Annotated in this window: 26 protein-coding genes and 1 tRNA gene; 7 read left to right on the top strand and 20 right to left on the bottom strand. The window is 67.3% G+C overall.

What is annotated here, in order from left to right; translation table 11 throughout:
- Positions 1-41: 41 nt before the first annotated feature.
- The 7 genes from uvrB to polA form a co-directional block, all read right to left on the bottom strand.
- A complete protein-coding gene (uvrB, locus tag ACFVV0_RS13185) occupies positions 42-2,108 on the bottom strand; it encodes an excinuclease ABC subunit UvrB (protein ID WP_387063696.1) in 2,067 nt (688 codons plus the stop codon).
- Positions 2,109-2,168: 60 nt separating this feature from the next.
- Complete coding sequence (gene coaE / locus ACFVV0_RS13180) at positions 2,169-2,765, bottom strand: dephospho-CoA kinase (RefSeq protein ID WP_387063693.1); 597 nt, start codon at positions 2,763-2,765, stop codon at positions 2,169-2,171.
- Between the two features lie 85 nt (positions 2,766-2,850).
- Positions 2,851-4,308 (bottom strand): 30S ribosomal protein S1, encoded by a 1,458-nt coding sequence (gene rpsA / locus ACFVV0_RS13175; protein ID WP_387063691.1) that lies wholly within the window; start codon positions 4,306-4,308, stop codon positions 2,851-2,853.
- A 108-nt stretch (positions 4,309-4,416) separates the two neighbouring features.
- Positions 4,417-5,400, bottom strand: coding sequence for an epimerase (locus tag ACFVV0_RS13170; protein WP_387063688.1), 984 nt, complete (start codon positions 5,398-5,400; stop codon positions 4,417-4,419).
- Positions 5,397-6,008 carry a DUF4166 domain-containing protein gene (locus ACFVV0_RS13165; RefSeq protein ID WP_387063685.1) on the bottom strand — a complete coding sequence of 204 codons (612 nt, stop codon included), beginning with the start codon at positions 6,006-6,008 and terminating at the stop codon, positions 5,397-5,399. The genes ACFVV0_RS13170 and ACFVV0_RS13165 overlap by 4 nt, the downstream gene beginning before the upstream one ends.
- Positions 6,009-7,682: a DUF885 domain-containing protein gene (locus ACFVV0_RS13160; protein WP_387063682.1), complete on the bottom strand. Its 1,674-nt coding sequence runs from the start codon at positions 7,680-7,682 to the stop codon at positions 6,009-6,011.
- Between the two features lie 119 nt (positions 7,683-7,801).
- On the bottom strand, positions 7,802-10,474 hold the full coding sequence (gene polA / locus ACFVV0_RS13155) for a DNA polymerase I (protein ID WP_387063679.1): 2,673 nt from the start codon (positions 10,472-10,474) through the stop codon (positions 7,802-7,804).
- A 66-nt stretch (positions 10,475-10,540) separates the two neighbouring features.
- Here polA and ACFVV0_RS13150 point away from each other — a divergent pair, with 66 nt between their 5' ends.
- A complete protein-coding gene (locus ACFVV0_RS13150; RefSeq protein WP_387063677.1) occupies positions 10,541-10,945 on the top strand; it encodes a hotdog fold thioesterase in 405 nt (134 codons plus the stop codon).
- 14 nt (positions 10,946-10,959) lie between these two features.
- Here the strand turns inward: ACFVV0_RS13150 and ACFVV0_RS13145 are convergent, their stop codons facing one another.
- The gene (locus tag ACFVV0_RS13145; RefSeq protein WP_223690610.1) at positions 10,960-11,565 is read right to left on the bottom strand and encodes an ANTAR domain-containing response regulator; all 606 of its coding nucleotides are present in this window, start codon (positions 11,563-11,565) and stop codon (positions 10,960-10,962) included.
- Positions 11,566-11,603: 38 nt separating this feature from the next.
- Between ACFVV0_RS13145 and ACFVV0_RS13140 the strand changes: the two genes are divergently transcribed.
- Positions 11,604-11,686 (top strand) — tRNA-Leu (locus ACFVV0_RS13140).
- Positions 11,687-11,698: 12 nt separating this feature from the next.
- Here the strand turns inward: ACFVV0_RS13140 and ACFVV0_RS13135 are convergent.
- A complete protein-coding gene (locus ACFVV0_RS13135) occupies positions 11,699-12,148 on the bottom strand; it encodes a MarR family winged helix-turn-helix transcriptional regulator (protein ID WP_387063674.1) in 450 nt (149 codons plus the stop codon).
- A gap of 57 nt (positions 12,149-12,205) precedes the next feature.
- On the opposite strand from ACFVV0_RS13135, the gene ACFVV0_RS13130 reads away from it, so the two are divergent.
- Entirely contained in the window at positions 12,206-13,612 is a 1,407-nt protein-coding gene (locus ACFVV0_RS13130) for an MFS transporter (RefSeq protein ID WP_387063671.1), read from the top strand.
- 12 nt (positions 13,613-13,624) lie between these two features.
- Here ACFVV0_RS13130 and ACFVV0_RS13125 read toward each other — a convergent pair whose 3' ends face one another.
- On the bottom strand, positions 13,625-14,029 hold the full coding sequence (locus ACFVV0_RS13125; RefSeq protein ID WP_387063669.1) for a DUF6855 family protein: 405 nt from the start codon (positions 14,027-14,029) through the stop codon (positions 13,625-13,627).
- Between the two features lie 36 nt (positions 14,030-14,065).
- The gene (locus ACFVV0_RS13120; RefSeq protein ID WP_387063666.1) at positions 14,066-14,566 is read right to left on the bottom strand and encodes an FBP domain-containing protein; all 501 of its coding nucleotides are present in this window, start codon (positions 14,564-14,566) and stop codon (positions 14,066-14,068) included.
- 68 nt (positions 14,567-14,634) lie between these two features.
- Between ACFVV0_RS13120 and ACFVV0_RS13115 the strand changes: the two genes are divergently transcribed.
- Positions 14,635-14,967, top strand: a complete 333-nt coding sequence (locus tag ACFVV0_RS13115) for a thioredoxin family protein (protein ID WP_387063663.1) — start codon at positions 14,635-14,637, stop codon at positions 14,965-14,967.
- Here ACFVV0_RS13115 and ACFVV0_RS13110 read toward each other — a convergent pair.
- A complete protein-coding gene (locus ACFVV0_RS13110) occupies positions 14,960-15,769 on the bottom strand; it encodes a hydrolase (protein ID WP_387063660.1) in 810 nt (269 codons plus the stop codon). The genes ACFVV0_RS13115 and ACFVV0_RS13110 overlap by 8 nt on opposite strands.
- Positions 15,770-15,879: 110 nt before the next feature.
- Between ACFVV0_RS13110 and ACFVV0_RS13105 the strand changes: the two genes are divergently transcribed.
- Positions 15,880-16,683, top strand: coding sequence for an alpha/beta hydrolase (locus ACFVV0_RS13105; RefSeq protein WP_387063657.1), 804 nt, complete (start codon positions 15,880-15,882; stop codon positions 16,681-16,683).
- Between the two features lie 15 nt (positions 16,684-16,698).
- Here the strand turns inward: ACFVV0_RS13105 and ACFVV0_RS13100 are convergent, their stop codons facing one another.
- The 8 genes from ACFVV0_RS13100 to ACFVV0_RS13065 all read right to left on the bottom strand — a co-directional run bounded on the left by ACFVV0_RS13100 (position 16,699) and on the right by ACFVV0_RS13065 (position 22,370).
- Positions 16,699-17,361 carry a hypothetical protein gene (locus tag ACFVV0_RS13100; RefSeq protein ID WP_387063655.1) on the bottom strand — a complete coding sequence of 221 codons (663 nt, stop codon included), beginning with the start codon at positions 17,359-17,361 and terminating at the stop codon, positions 16,699-16,701.
- Between the two features lie 112 nt (positions 17,362-17,473).
- The gene (locus ACFVV0_RS13095; RefSeq protein ID WP_387063652.1) at positions 17,474-19,156 is read right to left on the bottom strand and encodes an MDR family MFS transporter; all 1,683 of its coding nucleotides are present in this window, start codon (positions 19,154-19,156) and stop codon (positions 17,474-17,476) included.
- Entirely contained in the window at positions 19,153-19,785 is a 633-nt protein-coding gene (locus ACFVV0_RS13090) for a TetR/AcrR family transcriptional regulator (protein WP_387063649.1), read from the bottom strand. The genes ACFVV0_RS13095 and ACFVV0_RS13090 overlap by 4 nt, the downstream gene beginning before the upstream one ends.
- Before the next feature lie 73 nt (positions 19,786-19,858).
- Positions 19,859-20,395, bottom strand: coding sequence for a DUF1697 domain-containing protein (locus tag ACFVV0_RS13085; RefSeq protein ID WP_387063646.1), 537 nt, complete (start codon positions 20,393-20,395; stop codon positions 19,859-19,861).
- A 2-nt stretch (positions 20,396-20,397) separates the two neighbouring features.
- Positions 20,398-20,694, bottom strand: a complete 297-nt coding sequence (locus ACFVV0_RS13080; protein ID WP_387063643.1) for a hypothetical protein — start codon at positions 20,692-20,694, stop codon at positions 20,398-20,400.
- Positions 20,681-21,229: a GNAT family N-acetyltransferase gene (locus tag ACFVV0_RS13075; protein WP_387063640.1), complete on the bottom strand. Its 549-nt coding sequence runs from the start codon at positions 21,227-21,229 to the stop codon at positions 20,681-20,683. Before ACFVV0_RS13075 ends, ACFVV0_RS13080 begins: the two co-directional genes overlap by 14 nt.
- Positions 21,214-21,990, bottom strand: coding sequence for a YidC/Oxa1 family membrane protein insertase (locus ACFVV0_RS13070; protein ID WP_387063637.1), 777 nt, complete (start codon positions 21,988-21,990; stop codon positions 21,214-21,216). Before ACFVV0_RS13070 ends, ACFVV0_RS13075 begins: the two co-directional genes overlap by 16 nt.
- Positions 21,991-22,064: 74 nt before the next feature.
- Positions 22,065-22,370, bottom strand: coding sequence for a DUF6412 domain-containing protein (locus tag ACFVV0_RS13065; RefSeq protein WP_387063634.1), 306 nt, complete (start codon positions 22,368-22,370; stop codon positions 22,065-22,067).
- An 86-nt stretch (positions 22,371-22,456) separates the two neighbouring features.
- Between ACFVV0_RS13065 and ACFVV0_RS13060 the strand changes: the two genes are divergently transcribed.
- Positions 22,457-23,122: an SDR family oxidoreductase gene (locus tag ACFVV0_RS13060; protein WP_387063631.1), complete on the top strand. Its 666-nt coding sequence runs from the start codon at positions 22,457-22,459 to the stop codon at positions 23,120-23,122.
- The gene (locus ACFVV0_RS13055; protein WP_387063628.1) at positions 23,091-24,824 is read left to right on the top strand and encodes a long-chain-fatty-acid--CoA ligase; all 1,734 of its coding nucleotides are present in this window, start codon (positions 23,091-23,093) and stop codon (positions 24,822-24,824) included. The genes ACFVV0_RS13060 and ACFVV0_RS13055 overlap by 32 nt, the downstream gene beginning before the upstream one ends.
- Positions 24,825-24,857 lie beyond the last annotated feature (33 nt).

Raw genomic sequence — 24,857 nt, 5'->3', positions numbered from 1 at the left:
GACAGCGGAGCCCGACCCGGGCGACCGGATGCCGAGCCCGTTCAGCCGAGGTGGCCGGCCTTCTCCATCTGCCGCAGATCGCGCTTGAGATCGCCGAGCTCGTCGCGCAACCGGGCAGCGAGTTCGAACTTGAGCTCACCGGCCGCCTGGAGCATCTGCTCGTTCAAGTCGGCGATCAGGGCCTCGAGCTCGTTCGCGCCGTTCGCGGCGATTCCACCCTTGCGCAGATTAGGCGTCGGGCTCTTCTTGCGGGCGTCGCGCCCGGCGAGCATCTTCGCCGTGTCTGCGCCCTCCCGGGCGAGCACATCGGTGATGTCGGCGATCCTCTTGCGCAGCGGTGTCGGGTCGATGCCGTTGACGCGGTTGTACTCGACCTGCTTCTCGCGGCGGCGATCGGTCTCTTCGATGGCGTTCTTCATCGAGTCGGTGAGCACATCCGCATACATGTGCACCTGACCCGACACGTTGCGCGCGGCACGTCCGATGGTCTGGATGAGCGACGTCGACGAGCGCAGGAAGCCCTCCTTGTCGGCGTCGAGGATCGCCACCAGGGACACCTCGGGCAGGTCGAGGCCCTCGCGCAGGAGGTTGATGCCCACGAGCACGTCGTAGACGCCGGCCCGCAACTCGGTGAGCAGCTCGACGCGACGAAGCGTATCGACGTCGGAGTGGAGGTAGCGCACTCTGACCCCGGCCTCTGCGAGGAAGTCGGTGAGCTCTTCTGCCATCTTCTTGGTGAGTGTCGTGACGAGAACGCGCTCGTCGCGCTCCACCCGCTGGCGGATCTCCTCGAGAAGGTCGTCGATCTGTCCCTTGGTGGGCTTCACCACGATCTGGGGATCGATGAGGCCCGTCGGGCGGATGATCTGTTCGACCACGCCATCGGCGATGCCCATCTCGTAGCGCCCTGGAGTCGCGGAGAGATAGACCGTCTGACCGACGCGATCCTTGAACTCGTTCCACTTGAGCGGACGGTTGTCGAGGGCGCTCGGCAGACGGAACCCGTGCTCCACCAGGGTGCGCTTGCGCGACGAGTCGCCCTCGTACATCGCGCCGATCTGCGGCACCGTCACGTGCGACTCGTCGATCACGACGAGGAAGTCGTCGGGGAAGTAGTCGAGCAGGCAGTTGGGCGCCTCGCCGGCCTGCCGGCCGTCGATGTGACGCGAATAGTTCTCGATGCCCGAGCAGAATCCGATCTGCTCCATCATCTCGATGTCGAACTGGGTGCGCATCCGCAGCCGCTGGGCTTCGAGCAGCTTGCCCTCGCGCTCCAGCTCCACGAGACGATCGTGCAGCTCGGTCTGGATCGTGCCGATGGCGCGCTGCATGGTCGCCGGACTCGCGGCGTAGTGCGTCGCCGGGAAGATCGACACCGCATCCACCTTCTCGATGATGTCGCCGGTGAGCGGATGCAGCGTGTAGATCGCTTCGATCTCGTCGCCGAAGAGCTCGATACGCACGGCGTGCTCTTCATACACCGGGATGATCTCGATCGTATCGCCGCGCACGCGGAACTTTCCGCGCGAGAAGTCGACGTCGTTGCGCTCGTACTGCATGCCGACGAACCGGCGGATGAGCCGGTCGCGGCCCACGTTCTCGCCCACCTGGAGGGCGACCATCGCCTCGAGGTACTCTTCTGCCGCGCCGAGCCCGTAGATGCACGAGACCGTCGAGACCACCACGACATCGCGGCGGCTGAGCAGCGAGTTGGTGGTGGAGTGCCGGAGTCGCTCGACCTCGGAGTTGATCGACGAGTCTTTCTCGATGAAGGTGTCGGTCTGCGGGACGTACGCCTCGGGCTGGTAGTAGTCGTAATAGGACACGAAGTACTCGACGGCGTTGTTCGGCAGCAGCTCGCGGAACTCGTTGGCCAGCTGAGCGGCGAGGGTCTTGTTGTGCGCCAGAACCAGGGTCGGGCGCTGAACCTGCTCGATCAGCCAGGCCGTGGTCGCGGACTTGCCGGTACCGGTGGCGCCGAGGAGCACCACATCCGTCTCTCCGGCGTTGATGCGGCCCGCGAGTTCGGCGATGGCCTGCGGTTGGTCGCCGCTGGGCTTGTACTCGCTCACGACCTCGAATGGACGGACGGCGCGCGTGGGTTGCATACCTCGAGTTTAGAGAGCACCACCGACATCGGATGCGGTGCTCGCTCTGGGCGGAACCGGTCAGGCGGTGAGACGCTCCCAGAGCGCATCCGTCTGCTCGATCGTGCGCTCGAGGGAACCGTCTGTGTCGATCACCACGTCGGCCACGGCCAGGCGCTCGTCGTCCGAGGCCTGAGACCGGATGCGGCGCTCGGCTTCCGCCGGATCCATCCCGCGCAAGCGCACCAGCCTGTCGATGCGGGTGTCCGACCCGGCATGGGCGACGACGATCTGGTCGAAGGGGTACTCGTTGGCCGATTCGACCAGGAGTGGCACGTCGTAGACGACGATCACATCGGGGTCTACCGCAGCGGCCTCCTCGAAGCGCGCCGTCGAGGCCTTGAGCACAGCCGGGTGGGTGATCCCGTTGAGGCGCAGACGCGCGTCCTCATCCGCGAACACGATCGCGCCGAGCGCGGGCCGGTCGAGACTGCCGTCGGGCCGGATGACCGCATCTCCGAAGGCCTCGGCGATCTCGGCGAGAGCCGGAGTGCCCGGTTCGACGACCTCGCGGGCGATCTTGTCGGCGTCGACGACGACGGCACCGTGATCGGCGAGGCGGCGGGCGATGGTCGATTTGCCGGAGGCTATCCCGCCGGTGAGTCCGATCAGCTGCACCTCTCCATGCTAGGCGACCGTCCGTCGCCCGGAACGCAGGAACGGCCGGCCCCGAAGGACCGGCCGTTCCCGACTGACTATCCGATCAGGAGTTCGAGCTCAGCTTCTCGCGCAGAGCCGCGAGCGACTCGTCGTCGGCGAGGGTGCCGCCTCCGGCGACCTCGCTCGAGAAGGAGGAGCCACCGGCGGACGCCGGAGCGCCCTCCGTCGCAGCCTCTTCGAGACCCTTGGCGACCTGCTTCTTGTGAGCCTCCCAGCGAGCCTGGGCTGCAGCGTAGTCCTGCTCCCACTTCTCGCGCTGGGCCTCGAAGCCTTCCTTCCACTCGTTGGTCTCCGAGTCGAAGCCTTCGGGGTACTTGTAGTTGCCCTGGTCGTCGTACTCGGTGAGCATGCCGTAGAGCGCCGGGTCGAACTCGGTGCCCTCGGGGTCGACGCCCTCGTTCGCCTGCTTCAGCGAGAGGGAGATGCGGCGACGCTCGAGGTCGATGTCGATGACCTTGACGAAGACCTCGTCGCCGACCGACACGACCTGCTCGGCGAGCTCGACGTGCTTGCCCGACAGCTCCGAGATGTGCACGAGGCCCTCGATGCCGTCTGCGACGCGAACGAACGCACCGAAAGGAACCAGCTTCGTGACCTTGCCCGGTGCGACCTGACCGATCGCGTGGGTGCGGGCGAAGACCTGCCACGGGTCCTCCTGGGTCGCCTTGAGCGACAGCGAGACGCGCTCGCGGTCGAGGTCGACCTCGAGGATCTCGACGGTGACTTCCTGGCCCACCTCGACGACCTCGGAGGCGTGCTCGATGTGCTTCCAGGAGAGCTCGGAGACGTGGACGAGACCGTCGACGCCGCCGAGGTCGACGAACGCACCGAAGTTGACGATCGACGACACGACACCCTTGCGGACCTGACCCTTGTGCAGGTTGTTCAGGAACGTGGTGCGGCTCTCGGACTGGGTCTGCTCGAGCAGGGCGCGACGCGAGAGCACGACGTTGTTGCGGTTCTTGTCGAGCTCGAGGATCTTCGCCTCGATCTCCTGGCCGAGGTACGGCGTGAGGTCGCGCACGCGGCGGAGCTCGATGAGCGACGCCGGGAGGAACCCGCGGAGGCCGATGTCGACGATGAGACCACCCTTGACGACCTCGATGACCGTACCGGTGACGACACCGTCGGCATCCTTGATCTTCTCGACGTCGCCCCATGCGCGCTCGTACTGCGCACGCTTCTTGGACAGGATGAGGCGACCCTCTTTGTCCTCCTTCTGGAGAACGAGCGCCTCGACGGTGTCGCCGACCTCGACGACCTCGGTGGGGTCGACGTCGTGCTTGATGGAGAGTTCGCGGGAGGGGATGACACCCTCGGTCTTGTACCCGACGTCGAGGAGGACCTCGTCGCGGTCGATCTTGACGACGGTACCTTCGATGAGGTCTCCGTCGTTGAAGAACTTCAGCGTCTTTTCGACCGCGGCAAGAAAGTCCTCAGCAGATCCGATGTCGTTGACGGCGACCTGCTTGGGTGCCTTGTCGGTCGTTGCGGTTGTCATGTAGTGAGTGCTCCGTTATGGACATAATTCGGGCCGGTCGCGAATAGTGCGTGTGTGAAGTCCGCGAACGGCAGGCGGATGTGGATGCCACAAATGTGACAGTCCAGTCTAGCTGTGGAACGGGACGGGCGGCAACCCGGCGTGGTCCACGATGTCACGGACCGCCGGCTCGAGCTCGGGGAAGGCGAATTCGTACCCTGCTTCCAGGAGTCGCTCCGGCAGAACCCAGCGACTCTTCAGCACGAGTTCGGTCTCCGTGCGGATCGTCAGGGACCCGAGTTCGAGCATCCAGCGGTACGCCGGCAGGCCGAACGGGACGCCGAGAACACGTCGGATCGTGGCCATCATCGCGCCGCTGTCGACGGGATGCGGCGCCGAGACGTTGATCGCGCCGTCGAGTTCCGGATGTGTGCGGACGAACTCGATCGCGCCGAGAACATCCCGGATGTGCACCCAGCTGAAGCGCTGCCGTCCCCCGCGTGCGCGGAACTCGTGAAAGGTGCCGGCGTTGCGGCGGGCCGTCGTGGCGAACCAGCGCCCGTCGACCTGCGGGCCGCCCAGACCGAACCGCGCGAGACGGAGCAGTGGCACGAGAGCGCTTCCGTCTCCGAGCACGATCGCCATCCGGAGGGCGACCCGGCGCGTGTTCGGCAGGTCGCTCTCGAAGAACGCGCGCTCCCACGACGTCGCGACCGAGACGGAGAAGCCGGTTCCGAGCTCGCCTGACGACTCGGTCATGGCACGATCCTCGGCGTGGCGGTAGATCGTGGCGGTCGACGAGTTGATCCACAGCGGTGGCGGATTCTCGCTCGCCCCGATGGCCGCTGCGAGCTCACGGGTGGTGTCGAGGCGGGAGCGGAAGATCTCGGCGCGGTTCGCGTCGGTGTAGCGGCAGTTGACGCTCTTGCCCGCCATGTTGATGACGAGAGCGGCGCCGTCGACGACCCTCGCGATCGCTGCGGTGTCGCCCCAGGCCGCGTCCGGTCCGTAGCGCCCGATGATGGCGACCGCGGCCCCCTGCGACCGGAAGGCGTCAGCCAGATACCGGCCGATGAAACCGGATGCCCCGGCGATGACGATGCGCTCGCTCACGCGGTCCGCTCCCCCGTTCGGATCTCGTAGCGGAAACTCCCCGCGTATTCGTAGAGCCTACCGATCAGTGGCAGGTCGACCGTGATGGAGACGCGCTGCGCATCCGGGACCGCGTCGTACCGCTCCGAGAGCGTCACGCGCGGCGCGGCGAACCGCGGCACGGGGATGCGCAGCCTGCCGAGCAGCAACGCGGTCGCGATCGATTCCATCCGGAGTCCGCCGTCGACCACGGATGCGCTGAGCCGGGCCTCCAGACGCGCGGGCGAACCGAGGCGGTCGACGACCATCCCGGCGTCGGCTGAGATGAGATCGATCATGGTGCGCCGCCCGGACCGGAGCTCGAAGACGCGCTCCGCCCGCACACTGCCGGACTCGGGCCGATTCACGACCGTGAACGGAACTCCCCGCTCCCACGTGGGGAATGCGACATGTGCCGACGCGACGATCGAGAGCACCGGCCACAACCAGCGGCGGGGCGTGCCGACCGTGTCGAACACGCCCTCGCCGAAGCCGTGACACCCCGCTGGGATCTCCTCGAAATAGCCGCGGAGCCGGGGGTGCAGCTCGGCGAGCCGCTCCCCCAGCACCGTCTCGTACGGCGACGCCACTCAGTCGAGCAGGGCCGACTTCAGGGTGTCGAGGCCGACGCCCCCGATGTCGAGCGCCTTCTTGTGGAACGCCTTGATATCGAAGGAAGCGCCTTCGCGCCGCGCGTACTCGTCGCGCAGCTGCTCCCAGATGCGCTGACCGATCTTGTACGACGGTGCCTGGCCCGGCCACCCGAGGTAGCGGTTCACCTCGAAGCGGACGAACCCCTCGTTCATGTTCACGTTGTCGCCGAGGAAGCCGAACGCGTATTCGCCGGTCCACGGTCCCGAGCCGTCAGGGAGCGGCTTCTCCAGGTGCACCCCGATGTCGAGCACCACGCGTGCGGCGCGCATCCGCTGACCGTCGAGCATTCCGAGGCGGTCTGCGGGGTCGTCCAGGTACCCGAGCTGCTCCATCAGTCGCTCGGCGTAGAGCGCCCAGCCCTCGGCGTGTCCCGAGGTTCCGGCGATGCGGCGCCACGAGTTGAGCTGCGCTTTGTTGTAGGTGGCCTGGGCGATCTGCAGGTGGTGGCCGGGCACTCCCTCGTGGTAAACGGTCGTCAGCTCACGCCAGGTGTCGAACTCGGTGACGCCCTCGGGGACGCTCCACCACATCCGGCCGGCGCGCGTGAAGTCGTCGCTGGGGCCCGTGTAGTAGATGCCGCCTTCCTGGGTGGGGGCGATCATGCACTCGAGGCGTCGGATCTGCTGCGGGATGTCGAAGTGCGACTTTCCGAGTTCCTCGATCGCGCGGTCGCTGGTCTCCTGCATCCAGCGCTGGAGCGCATCCGTTCCGTGCAGCTTGCGACTCGGATCGCCGTCGAGGAACTCGATGGCCTCGTGCACCGTCGCGCCCGGCTTGATCTCGCGGGCGATCGACTCCTGCTCCGCGACCATGCGCGAGAGCTCCTCGATCCCCCACTCGTACGTCTCGTCGAGGTCGACCGTCGCACCGAGGAAGTCACGGGAGGCGAGGGCGTAGAGCTCACGGCCGACGGCGTCCTTCTCGGGTGCGTGCTTGGCCAGCTCGTTCTCGAGGAACGAGGCCAGCTCGGCATACGCGGCCGCGGACTCCTTGGCGCCGGACGCGAGGTCGGAAGCGAGCGAAGCGGGAAGGTCCGCGCCGCCGGCCGAAGCCTCGCCCGTGAACTCGAAGAAGAACCCGTTCTCGGCGACCTGCTTCTTCGCCTGGGCGAGCACCTCGCGAACCTGGCGGATGGCCGGGACGTTGCCGTCCGCGATCCCGCTGCGAAGGGATTCGATGTAGCCGTTCATCGCGGCCGGCAGGTTGTGCAGGCGCTTGGCTACGTTCGACCAGTCCTCCTCGGTGTCGGTGGGCACCAGGTCGAAGATGTCGCGAAGGCTCTGCGCCGGCGACGCGATCACGTTCAGATCGCGCTGACCGAACCCGGCCTCGTGCTTCTCGACCTGGAGCTGCAGGTCGCGGGTGAGATCCATCTTGGTGACCCGGTCGATGTCGTCGACCGGCTCCGCCGCCTGGATCTTCGCCAAGGCCTTCTTGACCTCCGCGATGGCGGTCTCCGCTCCGGCGGGCGAGTAGTCGGCGTAATCGCCTTCCCGGCCGGGGCGGCCGAGCCAGACATGGAACTCCGGGTACAACTCCAACTGGGTGTCGACCCACTCATCAGCGATCGTGTCGATGGGAGTGGCGTCGCGTTGTTCTGCGTTCGTCATACCCCGACCCTATTGGCGGCTCCCCCGAGTGCGCATCAACTAACTGTCGAGTCCGCGCAAAGTCGCCCGAAAACGCCCGAGTACGCGGACAGTTCGTGGACTCGGGCGTGAACCGAGGGCTAGTGAGCTGCGGCGTCCCAGTTGGGGCCGCGGCCGATCTGGACGTCGAGCGGAACAGCCAGGTCGACGGCGTGGGCCATGCGATCGCGCACGATGGACTCCAGGGCGTCCCACTCACCGTGCGCAACCTCGAAGATCAGCTCGTCGTGCACCTGCAGGAGCATTCGAGAGTCGAGCTTCTGGTCGATGATGTCGCCGGCGATACCGAGCATCGCGATCTTCATGATGTCCGCCGCCGAGCCTTGGATCGGAGCGTTGAGAGCCGCACGCTCGGCGTTGTCGCGCAGCACCCGGTTGGTGCTCGTGAGGTCGGCGAAAGGGCGCCTGCGGCCGAAGATCGTCTCGGTGTAGCCGTCGACACGGGCCTGCTCCACCGTGCCGCGCAGGTAGTCCCGCACCGCACCGAACCGCTCGAAGTAGTCGCTCATCAGCTGTCTGGCCTCGGCCGTCTCGATGCGCAGCTGCTTGGACAGTCCGAACGGGCTGAGTCCGTAGGCCAGGCCGTACGACATCGCCTTGACCTTGGTGCGCATGGCAGGGCTGACCTCTGCCGGCGTGACGCCGAAGATGCGGGCGCCGACGAACCGGTGCAGGTCTTCGCCGGCGTTGAACGCCTCGATCAGCCCGGGATCCTCCGACAGATGCGCCATGATGCGCATCTCGATCTGCGAGTAGTCGGCGGTGAGGAGTGTCTCGAATCCCTCGCCGCTGCGGATCGCGGAACGGATCTCGCGACCCTCCTCGGTGCGCACCGGGATGTTCTGCAGGTTGGGGTCGTTCGACGAGATGCGACCGGTGCTGGTGCCGGTCTGGTCGTACGTGGTGTGGATGCGCCCATCCGATTCGACCGAGCGCTCGAGCGTCTCCACGATCTGCTTGAGCTTGGTGGCGTCGCGGTGCTGCAGCAGCAGGCCCAGGAACGGATGCGGGTTCTTCTCCTGCAGATCGGCGAGCGAGCCTGCGTCGGTCGAGTACCCGGTCTTCGTGGCGCGGGTCTTGGGCATCTGCAGCTCTTCGAACAGAACCTGCTGCAGCTGCTTGGGTGACCCCAGGTTGACCTCGTGACCGATCTCCGCATACGCACGCGCCGCGTAGTCGTTGGCCTTGTCGGTGAGTTCGCCACGGAGGCGTGCGAGCACCTCGCTGTCGAGACTCACCCCGTTGAGCTCCATCTCGGACAGCACGGCGACGAGCGGGAGCTCGATGTCGTCGAGCACCTTGCGAGTGCCCTCGTCGAGAGCCAGCATCTGCCCTTCGGCGACACGTCGCATGTACCAGGCCTCGGTCGCGGGGCTCACCGCATCCGTCAGGGGCACGAGTTGATTGGGATCGGAGACAGGAAGGGTCTCCCCCAGCACCTCGTAGACCTGCTCCGCGAGCGACTGCGGCGCTCCGCCCGGGCGAACGAGCCACGACGCGATGCGTGTGTCGAAGGCGAGTCCGTCGACGATCAGACCGACGCGGCTGAGAGCTTTGAACTGCGGCTTGGCGTGGAAGAAGTACTTGGGTGCGCTGCTCGCGAGCCACTCCTCGAGCGGGAGGTAGTCCATGCGGCCGGCCGCCCAGGGCACGTACACCGTGTCGTCTGCGGCGGCGAGCCCGAAGCCGGTGATGCCGGCCGGGCCGAACTCGACCTGAACGCCGATCCCCTCGCCGCCGGCCGATGCTTTGGCCAGCCAGTTTCCGAGTTCTTCGTCGACCATCGTGCGCACGGGCGGGATGCTCAGCGCGCCCGTCTCGATGCGCTCGCTGAGTGGGACGGACCCGTCGAGATACCCCTCATCGGCCGAGGTCTTGAGCAGGCGGTCGAGCAGGGTCTTGAACTGGAGCCGCGCGAAGATGTCGCGCACGGCGTCTTCGTTGATCGATCGCCGTTCGAGATCGGACGGGCCGACGGGCAGCTCGATGTCGGTGAGGAGCCTGTTGAGGCGGCGGTTGCGGAGGGCGTTCTCTTTCTGGTCGCGCAGATTCTGACCGACGACGCCCTTGATCTCATCGGCGTGGGCGATGATCTCGTCGACGGTTCCATACTGCTGCACCCACTTGACCGCGGTCTTCTCGCCCACCTTGTCGATGCCGATGAGGTTGTCGCTGGTCTCGCCGACGAGCGCTGCGATCTCCGGATACTGGTACGGCTCGATCCCGTATCGCTCGCGGACCGCGGCCGTGTCGTAGACCTTGAGCTCCGATACTCCGCGGACGTTCGGGTAGAGCAGCGTGACGTCGTCGTTGACGAGCTGGATCGTGTCTCGGTCGCCGGAGACGATGAGCACGCGGTACCCGTCTGCGGCGCCCTGGGTGGCGAGCGTCGCCAGGATGTCGTCGGCCTCGAAGTCCTCTTTCGTGACCGTCGTGATGTTCATCGCGTGCAGCGCCTCTTCGAGCAGGGGGATCTGCCCGACGAACTCCGACGGCGTCTCGCCCCGGGTGCCTTTGTACTCGGGATACTCCCGCGTGCGGAACGAATACCGCGAGATGTCGAACGCCACCGCGATGTGGGTCGGGTTCTGCTGGGTGAGCAGATTGATCAGCATCGCGATGAAGCCGTGGATGGCGTTGGTGTGCTGGCCCTCGCGGTTCACGAAGCTGTCGACGGGGAGTGCGTAGAAGGCCCGGAAAGCGAGCGAATGGCCGTCGATGATCAGGAGGGTAGGCTTTTCGGAGTCTGACACCAGGACAGCCTACAAGGCACCTGCGACAGCGAACCGCCCCGACCGACGATGGTGAGAAAGGCCGAGATGACCGTGGATGCGCTCGCGTTTGTGAACGAGAGAGGGCTCGGCAAACTGGCCGAGAAGATGGGGATCGAGATGCTCGAATTCACCATCGAGCGGGCCGTCGCCCGCATGCCGGTGGAGGGGAACACCCAGCCGGCCGACCTCCTCCACGGCGGTGCGTACGTGGTGCTCGGCGAGTCGCTCGGCTCGATGTCCGCCAACCTCCACGCCGGACCGAACCGTCTGGCCGTCGGCATCGAGATCAACGCCACCCATACCCGCTCGGCGACGAGCGGCTATGTGACCGGGGTCTGCACGCCGATCCACCTCGGCCGCACCCTGACGACCCACGAGATCGCGATCAGCGACGAGCAGGGCCGCCGATGCTCGACCATCCGGATCACGAACCTCATCAAGGATCTCTGACCCCTGGGGCCCCGCTACTTCTTGGCGGCGAGTTGCTCGATGATCGCCTGGGCGACGTCGTGCATCGTGAGGCGGCGGTCCATCGACGCCTTCTGGATCCAGCGGAACGCCTCGGGTTCGCTGAGGCCCATCTTCTCGTTCAGGAGGCCCTTCGCCCGATCGACGAGCTTGCGCGTCTCGAAACGCTCGACCATGTCGGACACCTCGGCCTCGAGCGCGATGATCTGCGCGTAGCGCGCGAGAGCGATCTCGATGGCGGGAAGGAGGTCGTTCGGGGTGAACGGCTTGACGACGTAGGCGAGGGCGCCCGCCTCGGTGGCTCGTTCGACGAGCTCCTTCTGGCTGAACGCGGTGAGCAGCACGACCGGGGCGATGTGGCCCTTGGACAGGCGCTCGGCCGCGGAGATGCCGTCGAGCTGGGGCATCTTGACGTCCATGATCACCAGGTCGGGGCGCAGCTCGGTGGCGAGCGCCACGGCCGTCTCGCCGTCGCCGGCTTCGCCGACCACCTCGAAACCGTTGTCACGGAGGATCTCGACGATGTCGAGCCGGATCAGCGATTCGTCTTCCGCGACGACGACGCGACGCGGGGCGGTTGGGGTTGCTTCCTGGTCAGTCACGGGTAAAAGCCTACGGTATTCTTCAATGGTTGTTGTGCGCCGGTGTGGCGGAATGGCAGACGCGGAGCACTCAAAATGCTTTGTCCGAGAGGGCGTGTGGGTTCGAGTCCCACCACCGGCACAACGAAGTCGTTCAGCCGTCGGCAAGGCGCTTCAGCACCACGGATGCCCGCGACAGCAGCTCGCGCTCCTCATCGGTCAGCGCGGCGATCTGCGCGTTGAGCCAGCTCTCGGCTCGGGCCCGGCTCTCCTTCGCGACCGCGCTCCCCGCATCCGTCGCACTGAAGAGCACCCGCCGCCTGTCCACCGGATCGGGGTTGCGCACGGCATAGCCGGCCGAGGTGAGCCGGTTCACCGTCTGGCTCATCGTGCCGGGTGTCACCCGGTCGCGCTCGCTGAGCGCGGTGAGCGACTGCGGGCCCTGCCTCTCCAGATAGACGAGCACGCTCATCGCCGCGTCGCCGAGTTCACCGGCCGGACGCTCGGAGCGGAACCGTCGATACACCCGCGCGACCGCGGCGCGGACCTCGGCGCCGAGCTCTTCGAGGGGCCTCGTGCCCGAGCTGCTTGGCTTCTGCGTCATAAGTGATTAGTATAGCAAAGTAGTTTTATTAGTAATACTAAGCACCAGAAACGACCCATGACCTCGAAAGACACGAACACCCCGACCGGGCAGGCCGCCGAGAAGCCGTTCGGCTGGCGGTTCACCCTCCCCCTCCTCCTCGGGTCCACGCTGAACCCGATCAACAGCTCGATGATCGCCACGGGCCTCGTGAGCATCGCGGCGGACTTCCACACCGGTCCGGGCGCGACCGCGACCCTCGTCTCGGTGCTCTATCTCTGCAGCGCGGTCATGCAGCCGACGATGGGCAAGCTCTCCACCCTCTTCGGTCCGCGGAGGATCTTCCTCGTCGGCGTGTTCCTGTTGCTCGTCGGCGGCGCGATCGGCGCGATCGCCCCGTCCTTCGGCGTGCTGCTGATCTCGCGCGCGCTCATCGGGATCGGCACGTCCGCCGGCTACCCCACCGCGATGGCCCTCGTTCGGCGCCGGGCCGACAGGTTCGACATCGGAGTCCCGAGCCGGGTGCTCGGCAACTTCTCGATCGCCGCCCAGATCACCGTCGTCGTCGGGCTCCCGATCGGCGGTGTCCTCGCCGGGGCTTTCGGCTGGCGCGCTCTGTTCCTCGTCAATGTGCCCCTCGCGCTGATCACCCTCGGGTTCGCGTTCTTCGGTGTGACGAGGGACGACCCGATCCCCCGTCGAGGCCTGCGCGGCGTGATCGCGGCGATCGACTTCCCCGGCATCGCGCTCTTCGCGGCATCGATCGTGAGCCTGCTCGTCTTCCTGTCCAGCCTGACCGCTCCGATCTGGTGGCTGCTGCCCGTGGTGGTCGTGCTGCTCGCGGGCCTGATCCTCTGGGAGCGGCGCGCGGCACAACCCCTCATCGACGTCCGGATGCTCGCCAAGAACGCACCACTGCAGCGCACCTACGTGCGCCAGATGCTCGTCGGCCTGGGCACGTACACCTGCCTGTACGGAGCCAGCCAGTGGCTGGAGGAGAGCGCGCACTACTCACCGTTCACGGTCGGATTGATCCTGCTGCCGCTGTCGGGCCTCAGCATCGTGATCGCACGGATCGCATCGTCGCGCGGCTGGATCCGCTGGCCGCTCGTGATCGGCGCCGTCGCGCTCATCCTCTCGGGTGTCGTCATGCTGTTCGTCGACAGCTCGTCGAGCGTCCTCATCCTGATCGGCATGACGCTGCTCTTCGGGCTCACCAATGGCCTCAGCGGGTTCGCGAACCAGGCTGCGCTCTACATCCAGGCTCCCGGCGCGACCATCGCGGTCGCCTCCGGGCTCTACCGCACGTTCAGCTACATCGGCGCTATCTTCTCGTCGACCCTCATCGGCATCGCATTCGGCGCCGCCGTCACGGACGCCGGATTCCACCGGCTCGCCTGGGTCGTGCTGGGGATCGGCGCCGCCTCCCTCGTGCTCACCGCCATCGACCGGCGCCTTCCGGTCACGGCCGCCCGCGCCGCCTGAGCGACGCCGCCGTCAGTCGCGCGCGCGCACCCTGTTGTTGCGCGCGTCGTGGGTGAGCTCCACCAGGCCGAGCTCCTCGAGCAGCGGCGGGAGGTACATCCCGAAGCGTCCGCGGTAGCCCTTGCGCAGCCCGTACCAGCCCCCGACGGGGTTCGCTTCGTCGCGTCCCCACGCCTCGACCGACCCGTCCGGTGCGGGCTTCTGCTCGTCGGCCGCCCCGAGCGGGACCCAATCACCCTGTTCCCGCAGCCACGCGGCCAGGTCCTCGATCGCGCTCAGGCGGTACTTCAGCGTCGTCGACCCGACCTGGCACACCAGTGCCGGCGGATCCGCGGCCTCGTCGCGGTACATCGTGTACTCCGACGAGCCCGGTGCCGTCGTCAGCACCCACGGGTCGTCCTTCGTTCCCTCGGCCATCTCGGACTCCTTCGACTCAGTGAGTCGAGTATGGCCCTAGATCCGTGCGCCGACCACGGTCGCGGCGAAACGGCGGGCGCGCTCGGCCAGACCCGCGATGCGATCGGCGACCACCGCCTCGGCGTCGAAACCAACGATCGACGGGGAGGGCGGTCGCCGCACGTTCTCACAGCACTCGAAGCCGCCGCAGAGCATCGTGCCGACGGTGTCGCCATTGCGGCCGGCCTGACCCGCGCGTTTGGCGACGTAGAGGTACACGTCGTGGGTGAGCTGCACGTCCTGGCACCAGCCGCACATCGAGGGCGCGTTAGAGCGCATCGAGGCATCGGAGGCGCGCAGCACGATCCCCACCGGCCCGTTCTCGGTCGGGATCACGATGAAGCCGCGTTGCGCCGTGCGCGGGTCTCGCCAGCCCAGATACTCCCGTCGCGACCAGTCCACCTCGTGCAACCCGGGAGGCATCGGAAGCTCGGCCGCCTCACTCCGCGAGCAGTTGACGAAGGCGTCGCGGATCTCCTCCTGCGAAAGAATGTCCATGAATCTCCTCCACTCCCATGCTGACACAGCTTGACCCTGCCCCTGGGGTCACGGTCTAGCCTCGGCGCATGTCAACTCTTCCAGCCGTCACAGACGCCACTTTCCACGACCGCGTCATCGCCGCATCCGGAACCACGGTCGTCGAGTTCTGGGCACCGTGGTGCGGTCCGTGCCGCGCTCTCGGCCCGATCCTCGAGCAGCTCGCCGCCGAGCATCCGGATGCGCTCGACATCGTCAAGATCAACGCCGACGACAACCCGGTCGCCTCGGCAACGTATCGCGCGATGGCCCTGCCCGTGATGAAGGTGTTCCGCGACGGGGAGGTCGTCAAGACGATCGTCGGAGCCAAACCGAAGCCGGCCCTCGAAATGGAGCTCGCACCATTCCTCGGCCTCAGGTGAGGTCGTCGTATGCGCCGGTGACCCAGCCGATGTAGCGGTCGGCGGAACGCAGCACCGCACCGCGGGCGTCCTGCAGCACCGTGTTTCCGAGGTTGCCGTAGAGCCGGTCGAACTCCCGCTCGCAGATGCGGTCGGCGGTGCGCCGCACTACGGCTCCGGAGAGCGGGATGTCGTTCGGATAGCTGCGCATGAAGGTCACCCACCTGCCCGACGGTCCGGGGAACACCGTGTCACCCGCGAGCACCACGCCCCTGTCCCAGTGGACGATGGAGCTTCCGGGGAAGTGGCCGCCGATCGTGCGAAGGGTGACGCCCGGAAGCACTTCGCGCTCGCCCGACCAGGTCTGGATGCACGGGTCCTCACGCTGAACCCAGTGACGATCGGCCTCGTTGACGAGCACGGGCGGGTCGTCGAGCATCCGGGACCACGAGGTCTGCGCGCCGAACATGTGCGGATGGCTGGTCGCGATCACCGCGACGCCGCCGAGCGAGCGCACCGCGGTCGTGGCGGCCTCGTCCACGTAGCCGGTCGGATCCCACAGCAGGTTGCCCGCGCTCGTGCGCAGGAGCATGCTCTGCTGCCCGATCCCGACCCTCGGCTCGGAGCGCAGCGCGAACAGGTCGGGCTCCAGCTCGGTGATGCGGATCCGTTCGCCTGCTTCGGTCAAGTCCTCGAGCGATGTCCAGCGCTGTCCCTCCAGAGGGACGTACTGGCGCTCGTCCTCGCAGATCGGGCAGACCCCGGGAGGTTGCTCTCCCGCCGGATACTCGACAGCGCACGTCGCGCACAACCAATCGGCCATCTCGAAACCATACCCCCAGGCCATTGATCGCGTTCCCGTCGCGGGCATAGCCTGAGCCCGAAGCGCACTGTGATCTCTTCTTCCGGGTAACCCAATGAAAGGTACGTGCAATGGCGAACCAACCTGTCCTCTTCATCCATGGTCTCTGGCTCCACGCCACGAGCTGGGACCCGTGGTTCGACTTCTTCAGAAACGAGGGCTTCGACCCGGTCGCTCCCCCCTGGCCGGGCGAGCGCGACACGGTCGAAGAGACACGCGCACATCCGGAAGACGTCGCCGACAAGAGCATCGACGACGTCACCGGGCACTTCGCCAAGATCATCGAAGGCTTCGACGTGCCGCCGGTCATCATCGGCCACTCGTTCGGCGGGCTCATCGCCGAGAAGCTGCTCGGGCAGGGCTTCGGGAATGCCGGTGTCGCCATCGACCCCGCTCAGATCAAAGGCGTCCTGCCTCTGCCGCTCGCTCAACTGCGCGCTGCGCTGCCGGCGCTCCTCAACCCGACCAACATCAGCAAGCCGATCGCGCTCACGGAGAAGGAGTTCAAATTCGGTTTCGCGAACGAGCTGAGCGACGACGAAGCCCACGAGCTGTACGAGAAGTACTCGATCCCGTCCACGGTCCGCCCGCTGTTCCAGGCGGCCGCAGCGAACTTCAACATGCACTCGCAGGCCGCCGTCAACACGAAGAACGAGACCCGCGGACCGCTCCTTCTCGTCTCGGGCACGGCCGACCACACGGTTCCGGATGTGACGACCGACGCCACCTTGAAGCAGTACCGGGATTCGACGGCGGTGACAGAGCTGATCAAGTTCCACGGCCGCGGCCACTCGCTGACCATCGATCACGGGTGGCGCGACGTCGCGACCGAGGTCCTGGTCTGGCTCCGCCAGCAGAGCGTCGAGCCAGATTGAGCCGGAGCGGGCCGCTCAGACGAGGGCGGCGACCACCGGGGTGAACCACTCGCGGAAGGCCTCGGGGTCGTCGCGCAGGGTCGTGCTCACGACGACCGTGTGCGGTCCGACGATCCACGCGCCCGTGTCCGCGAGCGGCAGCACGTACAGGTCCAGCCGGAAGTAGCCGGCCTGCCGGCGCAGTTCGTGTTCGCGCTCGCGCACCACGTCCACGATGTCCGCGGCGCGGCGCGCGTGCTGCTCGACACTCGTGCGCGCGTACTCCGCGTGCCGTTCGCGCGTCCAGCTCAATGCCTCGTCGTAGTGGGCCATGATCAGGTCCTGCAGCTCGATCGCACGGTCGAACGCTTCGAAATGCGGCGGCCTCAGGAGGCTGACGATCGGCCGGCGTTCCCGGTCGACCGTCAGTTCGAACCAGGCCTGCCACTGCTGTTCGAGCATGCTCGGCTGATTCGCGGACGCAGCCTCCGGAGAGACGCGGGGAAAAACAGTGGGCTGTTGCACGGGAAGGGTACCGGTGGCCCCGTGCAGCACCGGTGCCACCGCCGGCGAGAGCCGTGGGATGACCGGGGCGCCGATTCCGCCGAGCCGGCCGAGGTCGCGCAGGGCAAGCGCCATCAGCAGGTCCCAAGGACAGTCCTCGGTGACCTGCCATCGAAGGGTCCCTTCGACGAACATGCCTCATTGTAGGAGCCTCGATCGGGAGCCACCAGGGTTCGCCGCGAACACGCGACGACCCGCCCTCCGGAAGCCGTCGGAGGGCGGGTCGTCGATCGAGCGCGGCCGGGTCTCACAGCCGAGGAGTCACGAGCTCCTCTTCGCGCTCGTCGTCCCCGGCGGAGCGGAGCGACGTGTCGGACGCGGCCCGGTCGAGGTCGTCTGCGGAGGCGAGCACCGTGGAGGTCGATCCGTCGATCTCCAGTGAGGTGGAAACCGCGTCGCGCTCGATGGTGGTGGCCAGCGGCTTCTCCTTCACGAAGCAGAGCAGCACGACGGCGACGAGGATGAGCGGGACCATGTAGAGGAACACGGGCGTCAGCGCGTCGTTGTACGAGCCGACGATCACGTCACGCACCGGAGCGGGCAGCGCCTTGACGATGGCCGGGGTGAACGAGTTGCTGGATCCGCTGGCTGCGGAGGCGCCCGCGGGCATCCGGTCGGCGAGCAGCTCGGTCAGGCGGGCGACGAACAGGCTGCCGACGATCGCGGAGCCGAGTGACGCACCGATCTGACGGAAGTAGTTGTTCGACGCGGTCGCCGTTCCGACCTGGGAGACGGGGAAGGAGTTCTGAACGATGAGGATCAGGATCTGCATGCTCATCCCGAGCCCGATGCCCATCACCGCGAGGTAGGAGCAGAGCACCCACACCGGCAGACTCGGCGTCATGGTGGACAGCAGCACCAGCGAGACGGCCACGATCGCCGTGCCCACGATCGGGAGCCACTTGTAGCGGCCCGTGCGGCTCACCAGCTGCCCCGAGAAGATCGAGGTCAGCAGCAGCGCGGCCATCATCGGGATCATCAGCAGTCCGGCCTCGGTCGCGTTCGCGCCGGTGACCATCTGCAGGTACGTGGGCAGGTAGGCCAGAGCACCGAACATCGCGATGCCGATGATCAGACCGGCGATCGTGGACAGGTTGAAGTTGCGGTCCTTGAACAGCTTGAGCGGCATGATCGGCTCGACGGCCCTGCGCTCGACGAGCACGAAGGCGACGGCGGCGACGACGGTTCCGACGATCAGCGAGATGATGACGGCCGAATCCCAGTCGTACGTGGTTCCGCCCCAGGTGGTGACGAGTACGAGGCAGGTGGACGCGATCGCGAGCAGCCCCATGCCTGCGAAGTCGAGGCGCGGCCTGCGCTGGGCGCCCTTGGGCAGGCGGAGGAAGACGATGGCCGACGCGATGGCGAGGATTCCGAGAGGGATGTTCATCCAGAAGGCCCAGCGCCAGCCGATGCTCTCGGTGAACCAGCCGCCGAGCAGCGGGCCGGCTACGGACGAGAGGGCGAAGACGCCGCCCATGACACCCATGTACTTGCCGCGCTCACGAGCGGGGACGACGTCGGCGATGATCGCCTGGGAGAGGATCATCAGGCCCCCGCCGCCGAGACCCTGGATGGCACGCCCGGCGATCAGCCAGGTCATGTCGGTCGCCATACCGCCCACGATGGATCCGGCGATGAAGAGCCCGATCGCGGCGATGAAGAGGCCCTTGCGCCCGATCAGGTCGCCGAGCTTGCCGTAGACCGGCAGCATGATCGTCGAGGCGAGGATGTACGCGGTCGTCACCCACAGCATGTGGTCGACGCCGTTCAGCTCGCCGACGATGGTGGGCAGTGCGGTGCTGAAGATGGTCTGGTCGAGGGATGCGAGGAGCATCGTGACCATGAGTCCTGCGAACAGCAGGACGATTGTTCGCTTCTGCGGAGAAGCGGCCGAGGTGCCGGCCTCCGCTGGTGCTGTGCTAGTCATCGGAGTAGTCGTAGTGCCTTTCCAGCGAGCTCGACGGCTCGCCTGTGAAGTTCGTCGGGAGTGCGGTCGGTTCCGGATGCGACCCAGTCCTTGACGGCGACGCGCACGGCGCCTCCGCAGAGGGAGAGGACGATCTCGGCAACCGCTTGGCGGTCGGCGGCCTCGCGGCCGGCGAACGCGGAGTCTTCGAGGAGGATGGTGACGACGGCAGCGGTCAGCTGCTCGCCCATCCGCGCCATCTGCGCGATCTGGCGACCGAGCAGGGTGGGGTGCTCCTTGATGAGCTGTTTGCGGGCGGCGTGCAGATCGGTGTCCGCGATCGCCGGCCCCAGGGCGTGCAGCAGAAGCGCTGTGACGGACGAGACGAGGGTCTCCCCCGCATGCTGCGCGAGATGCTCCGCCACCGCCTCGTCGTCGAGCGGGACATCCCGCACTCCGAGGATGGCGTCTTCTTTGGTTTCGAAGTAGTTGAAGAACGTGCGCGGCGACACCGGCACGACCGCGCAGATCGCATCGACCGTCGCGTTCTCCAGCCCGACCTCGAGGGCGAGCTGCACCGCGGCGTGTTCGAGCTGGGCGCGCGTCTCACGACGCTTGCGCTCGCGCAGTCCGAGGGTTTCCGTGGTCATACAACAATTATTGCGTTCGCGGTAATTTTGCGCAACTGCAACAATTCATTTCTGCACGATTTGCAGAACCCTCTCAGCTTCGGGCGTCGAGCTCCTCCAGCAGTTTGAGGACGGTGCGCCAATTGCGCCCTGTCACCACCTCGCCCGCCTGCTTCCAGAAGGCGGGCTTCAGCGCGGAGGCGGAGACTCCGCGCGGACACCACTGGTAGATCGCCCGCGTGCCGAACCGGACGAGCTCGGGCGCGATGGCGGCCGCATCCGGTTGTTCGAGATCTCGCGGCACCTCCCCATCGAGGAAGGTGACCATCAGCTTGGAGAAGTCGTCACCGTCGTCGAGCAGAGGATTCGCGGCAGCGATGCGGCGGAACTCCTCCTCGGCGATCAGCAGCACCCGGGCGGCCACGCCGGTGCGTTCCGCGATGCCCTTCTCGACGGCCGTGGTCTCGGCGCGGCCAGGAGTCGCCTCAGCATCGAACACGACGTTCCCGCTTGCAAGGAAGGTCCTGACCGCTGCGAAACCGGTGTCTTCGAACGCGGCGATCAGATCGTCCTTCGGCACCTTGGTCGTCGGACCGACGTTGATGCCGCGCACTAAACCGACGGCGTGCACCCTCAGTCCTCGGAGATCGGCTCGGCGGCGACGAGCAGCGCCTGCTCGATGTTCGCCCGCTCGAACGGTCCACGGCCGTCGCGCCGCAACTGCGGCTCGTCGAACGCCACCAGCCAGCTCGTCGTCGCCCCCGCCGGGAGGTTCACGCTTCGGAGGCTGGCAGCGCCCGTTCCGATGATGACACCGGTGGGCTCGCCGACCCAGTCGTCACCGCCCGGAGTCGCCGGCTCGACAACATGCACCTGCACGCCGACCCCGAATCGCGGGTCGGATGCCGGCGTCTCCTTACCGTTTCTCATGCGACAAGCATCCCATCACGATCGCGTCCACCCACTCGCCGTCCCAGAGCAGCGCGTCCCGCCGCCGGCCCTCGACGACGAAGCCGCACTTCTCGTACGAGCGCTGCGCCCGCGGATTGAAGGCGAAGACCTCGAGCTCGACGCGATGCAGACCGGCCGTCTCGAACGCGTGCGCGAGCACCGCGCGGGTCGCCTCGGTGCCGTATCCCTGTCCGAACCACTCGGCCGAGCCGAGCGCGATCCGGAACCCGGCCGAGCGGTTGTCCTCGTCGACGTCGTTGAGCACGACCTCGCCGAGGTACACACCGTCGGCTTCCCGGATGATCGCCCAGTCCGAACGGTCGTCTCGGCCTCCGAGGCTCGCAAGCCAGGTCACGATCGTGTCGCGCGTGAAGGTCGCGTGGGTCCCGGTCAATCGCATGACCTCTCCGTCGTGGAGCGCAGCCCAGGCCCCCTCCAGGTGCTCGGGGCCGAGCGGATCGAGTCGAAGGCGTCCGGTGCGGAGGACGGGGGTCGGTGTCAGTGCGATGGCCACGGCTCGATCCTGCCAGATGGCACCTTGCGTTCCGGGTCGAGCCGTCTGCGCAGGATCGAGCGCTCGGCAACCGTCCAGGCGGCCGAGGTGAGGATGTACACGGCCGCCGCGAGCGGAACGAACGCCGCGAACACCACCGTCACGTACGGCAGGAACGAGACCGCGCGCACGATACCGGTGGGCTGCGGCTGCCCGGCCGGCACCGGCAGTGCAAGCACTCTGCGCGACACGGTCATGACGACCGCGATGAGGAGCAGCACGACGAGATAGACCAGCATCGCCGGCCAGACGGCGGCACCGGCCCCCGTCAGCCCGACGAAGCTCATGCCGAGGGGCGCTCCGAACGCGTGCTCGGTGAGCAGCGTGTTCGCGTGACCGGCGATCATCGGATGCGTGAAGACCGCGTACACGAGAGAGATGACCGGGAGCTGCAGCAACAGCGGCAGCATCCCGGCGAACGGTGAGGCCTTCTCGGTGCGGTAGAGCTCCATCGTCGCGCGCGCGAGCGTCTCACGGTCCTTGCTGTGCTTGCGCTGGAGCTCGGCCAGCTTCGGCGCGAGCCGGCGGCGGGTGTACTCGGCGCGCACCTGGCTCATCCCGACGGGAACGAGCACGGCGCGCACGAGCATGGTGAGGATGACGACGGCGACCAGGCCGCTCGCCGTGCCGACGACGGGGGCGAGCGCCGCCGCGAGCGAAGTGACGAGCTGATAGGTCCCGTCGAGAATGGCCGAGATCGGCCCGAAAGAGAAGATGTCCATGAGGATCCCTGCTGTCGAACGAATGAGGATGTTCGTCTGACCGTGAGAGCAGGGAGATGTGACGGAGAGCCCTGCTACGCGATCGGCAGGGGTACGCCCGGCGCCCGGGGCCGCGGGTGTCCGTCGGCGTCGGGATCGGACTGGCTCAGCAGAAGCCCGCGATCCGCGGGTTCGACCGCGCGCTCGAGTCTCGCGACGACGCCGAGCGACGCCGCCAGAGCGACGATGCCGCCGAGCCGCGCGGCCGCCACGATCGTGACGAGACCGATGGCGCCGACCATTCCCGCGAGGGCGATCACCGCGGCCGGGCTCGACGAGCTCCAGACGGTCTCGAACGAGGACGCGAAGAGGCGACCCAGCAGTTCGAGAAACGCGATCATGGTGATGACGCTAACAAAGACCGGCCGATTCTTCCGGAATTGTTCGCCGTGAGCGCATCGCTGCCATGCGGGGCCATGATGGAAGCATGACTCGTGTAGCTATCGTCGGTGCCCACGGAAAAGTCGCGCAGCAGCTGATGCGCGTGCTGTACGACCGGGGCGACGACTTCGTCGGAATCGTCCGCAATGAAGACCACGCGGAAGACGTCTACCGGCTGGGCGGAGAGGGCCACGTGGTCGACATCGAGCGGGCATCCGCCGAGGAGCTCGCCGCAGCGTTCGAGGGGTGCGACGCCGTCGTCTTCACGGCCGGGGCCGGAGCGGGCTCGACCATCGAGCGCAAGCGGACCGTCGACTATGCGGGTTCGGTGAAGTCGATGCAGGCAGCTGTGATCGCCGGCATCCGACGCTTCGTGCAGGTGTCGGCGTGGGGCGTCGACAACCCGCTCCCCGAAGACACCGAACCCGTCTGGCGCGCCTACGTCGAAGCGAAGCGCGACGCGGATGCGGTGCTCCGCCAATCCGGACTGGAGTGGACGATCCTGCGCCCGGGCGGCCTCACGTTCGACGAGGGATCGGGTCGCATCACGCTCGGCGACAGCGTGCCGGCCGGCCGGATCCCGCGCGAGGACGTCGCCGCACTCATCTCGGCCTGCATCGCCGAACCCGGCACGATCGGCCGGCAGTGGGAGGCCATCTCGGGCGACACCCCGATCGAGGATGCCGTGCGGTCGCCGGTCGGCTCCGCGTAGGCTTTCGCGAGTGAGCATCTACTCTGAACGCCCCTGGCTGTCGAGCTACGCCGAAGGGGTGCCCGCCGAGATCGAGCTGCCGGCCGGATCCCTCTCGCACCTGATCGACGAGTCGGTCGCCACCTACGGAAAGCATGTCGCGCTGGAGTTCTTCGGGGCGACGACGACCTACGCCGAACTCGGAGACCAGATCGCCCGCGCGGCCGAGGGGTTGCGCAGACGCGGCGTGCGCAAGGGAGACCGCGTTGCGCTCGTGCTGCCGAACTGCCCGCAGCACGTGGTCGCCTTCTATGCCGCCCTCCGTCTCGGCGCCGTCGTGATCGAGCACAACCCGCTCTACACGCCGCGCGAGCTCCGCCATCAGTTCGAGGATCACGGGGCGCAGGTAGCGATCGTCTGGGACAAGTGCGCCAAGACCGTTCAGGACCTCCCGGAGGATCTCGGCGTGACGACGGTGATCTCGGTCGACCTCACGCGCGCGATGCCCGCCTCGAAACGGGCCGCCCTCCGCCTGCCGGTGCCGGCGGCGCGTGCCGCGCGCAACCAGCTCACGACGAAGGTCTCGGGCACCATCACCTGGGAGTCCCTGCTCGCATCGAAGCGGCTGAAGACCTCGTACCCGCGACCCGAGCGCGACGATCTCGCGCTCATCCAGTACACGAGCGGTACGACAGGCGTGCCCAAGGGCGCGATGCTGAGTCACCTCAACCTCACCGTGAACGCCGCGCAGGCCCGCGCCTGGGTTCCGGCGATCGAACGCGGCACCTCGGTGGTCTACGCCGTGCTCCCGCTCTTCCACGCGTACGGCCTGACGCTGTGCCTGACCTTCGCGATGAGCATGGGCGCCCGTCTGGTCCTGTTCCCGAAATTCGACCCGGACCTGGTACTGGATGTGGTCAAGAAGCGACCTCCGACCTTCCTGCCCGCCGTTCCCCCGATCTACGAGCGACTGGTGACCGCTGCGCAGAAGCGGAAGATCTCGCTGTCGGGCATCCAGATCGCGATCTCCGGCGCGATGAGCCTGCCCGAGAGCATCGTGAAGCTGTGGGAGAGCAAGACGGGCGGCTACCTGGTCGAGGGATACGGGCTCTCCGAGACCTCGCCCGTGCTGATGGCCAACCCGGTCGGGAACACGCGCAAGGACGGCACGGTCGGCCTGCCGATCCCGAGCACCGAGTTGCGCGTCGTCGATCCCGAGAGCCCCGACGACGATCGCGCGTTCGGCGAGGAGGGGGAGCTGCTCGCCCGCGGCCCGCAGGTGTTCTCCGGATACTGGCGCAAAGCCGACGAGACCGAGAAGGTGTTCACGGGCGACGGCTGGTTCCGCACCGGCGACATCGTCACGATGGACGACGACGGCTTCGTGCGCGTCGTCGACCGCATCAAGGAGCTCATCATCACGGGCGGCTTCAACGTGTCGCCGACCGAGGTCGAGGATGCGATCCGTGCTTTCGAGGGCGTCGCCGACGTCGCCGTGGTCGGTCTGCCTCAGGGCCGCGGCGGCGAGGATGTGGTGGCCGCCGTGGTCATGGCGCCCGGCGCATCCTTCGACGAAGCCGCCATCCGCGCCTTCGCCCGCGACACCCTGACCGCGTACAAGGTGCCCAAGCGTGTCTACCCCGTCGAGGAGCTCCCGCGCTCGATCGTCGGCAAGGTCATCCGCCGCAAGGTGCGCGACCAGCTCCTCGCCGCGCAGTCCTGAGCGCCTGGGCGCCTCCGCGCACAGGCCCCCGGT

Source organism: Leifsonia sp. NPDC058230 (assembly GCF_042882245.1).
In the GTDB taxonomy this organism is placed as follows: domain Bacteria; phylum Actinomycetota; class Actinomycetes; order Actinomycetales; family Microbacteriaceae; genus Leifsonia.
Note: the sequence above shows the minus strand (reverse complement) of the source record. Positions and strands in the feature narration are given on the sequence as shown.

What these genes read in the sequence shown, in the direction of transcription:
- ACFVV0_RS13070 (WP_387063637.1), bottom strand. Translation starts at nt 21,990, where the DNA reads ATGGACATCTTCTCTTTCGGGCCGATCTCGGCCATTCTCGACGGGACC.
- ACFVV0_RS13080 (WP_387063643.1), bottom strand. Translation starts at nt 20,694, where the DNA reads ATGAGAAACGGTAAGGAGACGCCGGCATCCGACCCGCGATTCGGGGTC.
- ACFVV0_RS13110 (WP_387063660.1), bottom strand. Translation starts at nt 15,769, where the DNA reads ATGGCCGATTGGTTGTGCGCGACGTGCGCTGTCGAGTATCCGGCGGGA.
- ACFVV0_RS13055 (WP_387063628.1), top strand. Translation starts at nt 23,091, where the DNA reads ATGCCGTGCGGTCGCCGGTCGGCTCCGCGTAGGCTTTCGCGAGTGAGC.
- ACFVV0_RS13090 (WP_387063649.1), bottom strand. Translation starts at nt 19,785, where the DNA reads ATGACCACGGAAACCCTCGGACTGCGCGAGCGCAAGCGTCGTGAGACG.
- ACFVV0_RS13065 (WP_387063634.1), bottom strand. Translation starts at nt 22,370, where the DNA reads ATGATCGCGTTTCTCGAACTGCTGGGTCGCCTCTTCGCGTCCTCGTTC.
- ACFVV0_RS13120 (WP_387063666.1), bottom strand. Translation starts at nt 14,566, where the DNA reads ATGGACATTCTTTCGCAGGAGGAGATCCGCGACGCCTTCGTCAACTGC.
- ACFVV0_RS13095 (WP_387063652.1), bottom strand. Translation starts at nt 19,156, where the DNA reads ATGACTAGCACAGCACCAGCGGAGGCCGGCACCTCGGCCGCTTCTCCG.
- uvrB (WP_387063696.1), bottom strand. Translation starts at nt 2,108, where the DNA reads ATGCAACCCACGCGCGCCGTCCGTCCATTCGAGGTCGTGAGCGAGTAC.
- rpsA (WP_387063691.1), bottom strand. Translation starts at nt 4,308, where the DNA reads ATGACAACCGCAACGACCGACAAGGCACCCAAGCAGGTCGCCGTCAAC.
- ACFVV0_RS13130 (WP_387063671.1), top strand. Translation starts at nt 12,206, where the DNA reads ATGACCTCGAAAGACACGAACACCCCGACCGGGCAGGCCGCCGAGAAG.
- ACFVV0_RS13150 (WP_387063677.1), top strand. Translation starts at nt 10,541, where the DNA reads ATGACCGTGGATGCGCTCGCGTTTGTGAACGAGAGAGGGCTCGGCAAA.
- ACFVV0_RS13115 (WP_387063663.1), top strand. Translation starts at nt 14,635, where the DNA reads ATGTCAACTCTTCCAGCCGTCACAGACGCCACTTTCCACGACCGCGTC.
- ACFVV0_RS13160 (WP_387063682.1), bottom strand. Translation starts at nt 7,682, where the DNA reads ATGACGAACGCAGAACAACGCGACGCCACTCCCATCGACACGATCGCT.
- ACFVV0_RS13125 (WP_387063669.1), bottom strand. Translation starts at nt 14,029, where the DNA reads ATGGCCGAGGGAACGAAGGACGACCCGTGGGTGCTGACGACGGCACCG.
- ACFVV0_RS13100 (WP_387063655.1), bottom strand. Translation starts at nt 17,361, where the DNA reads ATGTTCGTCGAAGGGACCCTTCGATGGCAGGTCACCGAGGACTGTCCT.
- ACFVV0_RS13105 (WP_387063657.1), top strand. Translation starts at nt 15,880, where the DNA reads ATGGCGAACCAACCTGTCCTCTTCATCCATGGTCTCTGGCTCCACGCC.
- ACFVV0_RS13135 (WP_387063674.1), bottom strand. Translation starts at nt 12,148, where the DNA reads ATGACGCAGAAGCCAAGCAGCTCGGGCACGAGGCCCCTCGAAGAGCTC.
- ACFVV0_RS13060 (WP_387063631.1), top strand. Translation starts at nt 22,457, where the DNA reads ATGACTCGTGTAGCTATCGTCGGTGCCCACGGAAAAGTCGCGCAGCAG.